This is a genomic window from Pseudomonas sp. 2VD (genome assembly GCF_005503585.1).
Taxonomy (GTDB): Bacteria; Pseudomonadota; Gammaproteobacteria; order Pseudomonadales; family Pseudomonadaceae; genus Pseudomonas; species Pseudomonas aeruginosa.
Genome location: NZ_SCND01000392.1, coordinates 1 through 5,357, shown reverse-complemented (window position 1 = coordinate 5,357; position 5,357 = coordinate 1). Strand labels below are relative to the sequence as shown.

Here is a 5,357-nt window from a genome sequence, read left to right as displayed (position 1 = left end):
GCGCCTGGAGCAGACCATCGAGATTCCACCGCTGCCGCAGACGGCGCAGAAGATCATCAAGCTGCGGGTCGACCCCAACGCCAGCGTCGACGACATCACCGGCCTGGTGGAAACCGATCCGGCGCTCGCCGCCCAGGTGGTCAGTTGGGCGGCCTCGCCCTACTACGCCGCGCCGGGCAAGATCCGCTCGGTGGAAGACGCGATCGTCCGCGTCCTCGGTTTCGACCTGGTGATCAACCTGGCTCTCGGCCTCGCCCTGGGCAAGAGCCTGAGCCTGCCCAAGGACCAGCCGCAGCAGGCCACGCCCTACTGGCAGCAGGCGATCTACACCGCCGCGGTGATCGAGGGCCTGACCCGCGCCATGCCGCGCGAACTGCGCCCGGAGTCCGGCCTGAGCTACCTGGGCGGCCTGCTGCACAATTTCGGCTACCTGGTCCTAGCGCATGTCTTCCCGCCGCATTTCTCGCTGATCTGCCGGCACCTGGAGGTCAACCCGCACCTCGGCCATGCCTATATCGAACAGCACCTGCTGGGGATCACCCGCGAGCAGATCGGCGCCTGGCTGATGCGCGTCTGGGACATGCCTGACGACCTCTATTGCGCCCTGCGCTTCCAGCAGGACCCCAGCTACACCGGGCCGAACGCGGTCTACGCCAACCTGATCTGCCTGACCAACCGGTTGCTGCGCAACAGCGGCATCGGCGATGGCCCGCAGCAAGCGATTCCGGCGGCATTGTACGAGCGCCTGGGGATCACCCCGGAGAAGGCCGGGGACGCCGTGAAAAAGGTGCTGGAAGCGGAAGCGGCCCTGCGCGAACTGGCGGCCCAGTTCAATCGCTTGCCGGGGTGACCGGGTAGTCCGCTGCGAAACGCACTACCGAAAGGCTGCGGCCGCAGCCCGGATGAGATCGAAAGCCGCCCTCAGGCGGCTTTCTTCTCCGGCGCCTTCTTCTTCGGCTTGAGGTACTTCACCAGACCCTGGAACCAGATCACCAGCGCCGGATTGCCCTGTATCTGGATGTCCTTGTTCTGGATGCCCTGCATGAAGGCCAACTGCGGGTTCTTCGAAGTCATCGCGGCGAAACCGTAGGCTCCGTCCTTGAACCCCAGGGAAAATGCCGGTTGCGGATGGGTACCGCGCTTGCTGCTGACGCGCAGGTCCCTGACCAGGTAGTGGCGCGCCACCTTGCCATCGAGGGTATGCAACTGGAACACCAGGTCCTTGCCCTCGAGCTGCTTCTGGAAAGCGGGATTGTCGCGGCTGGCCTTGGCCATCAGGCGACCAAGCATCCACAGGAGAAGACGAAATTTCATGCACGCGCCTCGATATCCGGGGAGATGAGCGGCGCATTGTAGCTGTTCGCGAGGAGGACTACAGCTGTCCTTTCGATGAGCGCGGAAGCGTCTTCGACGAAGCCCGGAGCCGCTCTGACTCCGGGCTCTCGGCGGTCAGTTGACCGCGTCGCGCAGGGCCTTGCCCGGCTTGAAGGCGACGGTGTTGCTGGCCTTGATCTTCACCGGCTGGCCGGTCTGCGGGTTCTTCCCCGTGCGGGCTCCGCGATGGCGTTGCAGGAAGGTGCCGAAACCGACCAGGGTCACGCTGTCCTTGCGGTTCAGCGCGCCGGTGATTTCATCCAACAGGGCGTTGAGAACGCGATTGGCCTGTTCCTTGGTGAGATCGGCCTTTTCGGCGATAGCGGCGGCTAGTTCTGGTTTACGCATAGTTGCCTCTTTGACGGTTTGTTGTTTTTGTGTCCGTGCTGTCTTCCCAGCAGCGCTCAAAGGCACCGCAGTCCACCGGAACCATAGGCTCTAGACTGCGGTAGACGCGATGGAGGATGGCATGCTCCCGAGGACTGCGCCAGTATCGTCCGACAATTTTGCCGCAAGTCTCGACGGCATAACGGCCGGAACCAATGGCATTCAAGCCATGAGGCCGGGTAACTCTTTGTTCAGGGCCAATTTTTCGTTCACCGCCGCTCCGGTCAGGGCATAACCGATCACTCGACCAGCGGTATCCCGGCACAGGACCTTGAGGTCCGTTCCAGAGCCTTCCACTAGCCATTGGCCATCCATTCCGCGCGGCGGCGGCGACACCACCAGCGGGCAGGCCGGGGTCTTCACCGTCACCGGCATGGGACCGTAGGCCACCTGGCTGGGGTTGCCGGCGAGGGTCTGCGCCAGCGCGCGTGCGCAGGCCATCAGCGGCATCACATAAAGCAGGTTGAGGCCGTCCACTTCGGCGCAGTCGCCCAGCGCGTAGATGTTGGCGTGGGAGGTGCGCAGCGAGCGATCGACGACGATCCCGCGGTTGACCGCCAGCCCGGCGGCGAAGGCCAGTTCGGTGCGCGGACGCAGGCCGACGGCGGAGACCACCAGGTCGCAGGGAATCACCTCGCCATCCGAAAGATGCGCTTCCAGCCCCTCGCCGGCCTTCTTCAGGCTGGCCAGCACCGGCCCCAGGTGGAAGCGCACGCCGAGGCCTTCCAGGCCGGCCTGCACGGCCTTTGCCGCGGCCGGGTGGAGCAGGCCCGGCATGACCTGCTCGCAAGGCGCCACCACGTCGAGCTGGTAGCCGCCGCTGGAGAGGTCGTTGGCGAATTCGCAACCGATCAGCCCCGCACCGAGCAGCAGTACCCGACGCTTGCCGGCAGCCGCCTGGCGGAAGCGCGCGTAGTCTTCCAGATCGTTGATCGGGTAGAGCGCGTCCTGGGCATCGCCCTCGACCGGCACCCGGATCGGCTCCGCACCCCAGGCCAGGACCAGGTCGCGATAACGCACCTCTTCCTCGCCGATCCAGATCCGCTGATGGCCCGGATCGATACCGGTGACCCGGGTATGGGTCAGGATGCGCGCGTTCAGTTGCTCGGCCATGGCGCCCGGTTCGGCCATGGCCAGGCCGTCGGCGTCCTTGTTCTTCGAGAAGCCGGTGGAGAGCATCGGCTTGGAATAGGAACGGCCGTCGTCGGCGGTGATCATCAGCAGCGGCGTCTCGCCGTCCAGCTTCCGCCACTCGCGGGCCAGGTTGTAGCCCGCCAGGCCGGTTCCGATGATTACCAGGGGCGCACGCTCGCTCATTTCCGTTCCTCTGTGATTGCCGGCGCCGGGCGCCGCTTCTGTGGATTTCGCTCAGGCGATCTCGATCATCTCGAAATCGATCTTGCCGACACCGCAGTCCGGGCAGACCCAGTCCGCCGGGATGTCCTCCCAACGGGTTCCCGCCGGAATGCCTTCTTCGGGCAGGCCCAGGGCTTCGTCGTAGATGAAGCCGCAGACCACGCATTGCCACTTGCGCATAGCCACCCTCCTCGTTCGTCGAACCTAGCTCAGCGTCGGTGGCCGGCCAACGGCAAGGCTGCCGGGCGTTCCCGGCAGGACAGTCAATGACCGGACCCAAGCCCCAAGGATAACCCCTGGACGGCCGCTGGCCAGGCATGAAAAAGGCGGCCAGGGCCGCCTTCTTCGCCGGCGAGCGGGGCTCAGCCGATTTCGATCATCTCGAAGTCCAGCTTGCCGACGCCGCAGTCGGGGCACAGCCAGTCTTCAGGCACGTCTTCCCAGCGCGTTCCCGCCTCGATGCCTTCTTCCGGCCAGCCTTTGGCCTCGTCATAGATCAGTCCACACACCACGCATTGCCACTTCTTCATTGTTTACCTCGGGCGGGTTACCACGGTTCAGCGCCGGCAACCTATAACAAATCCACCCTGTCCGCCAACCTGCCCGAAAGGCAAGGTGGTGCCGAACGGGCCAACCAAAGATGGGTGGTGCCCACCGGTCGCCTCACAGCCCCTCGGCTCCGATCCGCGCCACCTGGGCGTCCTCTTCGGCGCGTACACCGGAAACCCCGACCGCGCCGACCACCTGTCCGTCCACCAGGATCGGCACGCCGCCCTCCAGGGTGGCCTGCAGCAGCGGCACCGAGAGGAAGGCACTGCGTCCGCCGTTGATCATGTCCTCGTAGCGCTTCGTTTCCCGGCGCCCGAGGGCGGCGCTGCGGGCCTTTTCCGTCGCGATGTAGGCACCGATCGGCGCGCAGCCGTCGAGGCGCTCCAGCGCCAGCGGGTGGCCGCCGTCGTCGACCACCGCGATGCTCACCGCCCAGCCTTGGCGCTGTGCCTCCTCGCGGGCCGCGCCAAGGACGCGGGCGACCTCCTCGCGGCCGAGTACCGGCTTGCTGTGCATGGTTTCACTCTCCTCCGGGCAAGGCCTGGTCGAGCAGCTCGATCCAGTGGCGTACCGGGGTCCGTCCGGCCCCGTCGAGATGGGCCTGGCAACCGACGTTGGCCGTGGCGATGACATCCGGCGCGCCGCTTTCCAGGGCGTCCAGGCGGTTGTCGCGCAGACGCCGGGACAGCGCCGGCTGGGTCAGCGAGTAGGTGCCGGCGGACCCGCAGCAGAGATGACCGTCGGCCACCTCGGTGAGATGGAAGCCCAGTCGCCGCAGCACTGACTCCACGGCCCCGCCCAGTCGTTGCGCGTGCTGCAGTGTGCATGGGCAGTGGAACGCCAGGCGCTGGTCGCAGCGCAGGCCGAGGGATTCCAGCGGCTCGTCGCGAAGCACTTCCACCAGGTCGCGGGCAGCGGCGGCGACCTCGCGCGCCTTGTCCGCGTACCGTGGGTCGTCGCGCAGCAGGTAGGCGTAGTCCTTGACGAAGGCGCCGCAGCCGCTGGCGGTCTGCACGATGGCCTCGGCACCCTCGCGCAGCAACGGCCACCAGGCGTCGATATTGCGCCGCGCGCGCTGGCGGCCGCGCTCCTGCGCATCCAGGTGGAAATCCAGCGCGCCGCAGCAGCCGGCCGCGGCCGCCGGCGTCACGCTGATTCCCAGGCGGTCCAGAACCCGCGCGGCGGCGGCGTTGGTATTCGGCGACAGCGCCGGCTGCACGCAACCTTCGAGCAGCAGCACGCGCCGCGCATGCCGGGGCTGCGGCCGCCTGCCCGGCGCCGCGACCCGACGTGGCAGCTTGCCCTGCATCGCCTCAGGCAGCAGAGGCCTCAGCCGCCCGGCAGCGCCGGCCAGCGCGCCGAACAACCCCGGGCGCGGGGCCAGCAGGCGCAGCCCGTCGCGCAGCAGGCGTTGCCGGAAGCCGCGCGGCAGGCGTTCGGCGAGGAGGTCGCGGCCGATATCCAGCAGCTTGTGGTACTCGACTCCGGACGGGCAGGTGGTTTCGCAGTTGCGGCAGCTCAGGCAGCGATCGAGGTGCAGGCGGGTGCGCTCGCTGGCCTCGTCGCGCTCGAGGAACTGCTTGATCAGGTAGATCCGTCCGCGCGGGCCGTCGAGTTCGTCGCCCAGCTCCTGGTAGGTCGGGCAGGTGGCGTTGCAGAAACCGCAGTGCACGCAGCTGCGCAGGATGCGC

Annotated in this window: 8 protein-coding genes; 1 reads left to right on the top strand and 7 read right to left on the bottom strand. The window is 67.2% G+C overall.

Annotated elements, in window-relative coordinates; all coding sequences use genetic code 11:
- A partial coding sequence (locus FFS27_RS27970) for an HDOD domain-containing protein (protein ID WP_137952357.1) occupies positions 1-850 on the top strand: 850 nt, incomplete at its 5' end.
- Between the two features lie 71 nt (positions 851-921).
- Here the strand turns inward: FFS27_RS27970 and FFS27_RS27965 are convergent.
- The 7 genes from FFS27_RS27965 to glcF form a co-directional block, all read right to left on the bottom strand.
- The gene (locus FFS27_RS27965; protein ID WP_003096629.1) at positions 922-1,314 is read right to left on the bottom strand and encodes a hypothetical protein; all 393 of its coding nucleotides are present in this window, start codon (positions 1,312-1,314) and stop codon (positions 922-924) included.
- A gap of 135 nt (positions 1,315-1,449) precedes the next feature.
- The gene (locus FFS27_RS27960) at positions 1,450-1,722 is read right to left on the bottom strand and encodes an HU family DNA-binding protein (protein ID WP_003096630.1); all 273 of its coding nucleotides are present in this window, start codon (positions 1,720-1,722) and stop codon (positions 1,450-1,452) included.
- Between the two features lie 201 nt (positions 1,723-1,923).
- The gene (gene alkT, locus FFS27_RS27950) at positions 1,924-3,078 is read right to left on the bottom strand and encodes a rubredoxin-NAD(+) reductase AlkT (protein ID WP_003114369.1); all 1,155 of its coding nucleotides are present in this window, start codon (positions 3,076-3,078) and stop codon (positions 1,924-1,926) included.
- Positions 3,079-3,129: 51 nt separating this feature from the next.
- Positions 3,130-3,297: a rubredoxin gene (locus FFS27_RS27945; RefSeq protein ID WP_003098329.1), complete on the bottom strand. Its 168-nt coding sequence runs from the start codon at positions 3,295-3,297 to the stop codon at positions 3,130-3,132.
- 182 nt (positions 3,298-3,479) lie between these two features.
- Positions 3,480-3,647: a rubredoxin gene (locus FFS27_RS27940; RefSeq protein WP_003098330.1), complete on the bottom strand. Its 168-nt coding sequence runs from the start codon at positions 3,645-3,647 to the stop codon at positions 3,480-3,482.
- A 133-nt stretch (positions 3,648-3,780) separates the two neighbouring features.
- The gene (locus tag FFS27_RS27935; protein WP_003096637.1) at positions 3,781-4,182 is read right to left on the bottom strand and encodes a heme-binding protein; all 402 of its coding nucleotides are present in this window, start codon (positions 4,180-4,182) and stop codon (positions 3,781-3,783) included.
- Positions 4,183-4,186: 4 nt separating this feature from the next.
- Positions 4,187-5,357 (bottom strand): glycolate oxidase subunit GlcF (gene glcF, locus FFS27_RS27930; protein WP_137952356.1); only part of this gene is annotated, 1,171 nt, incomplete at its 5' end.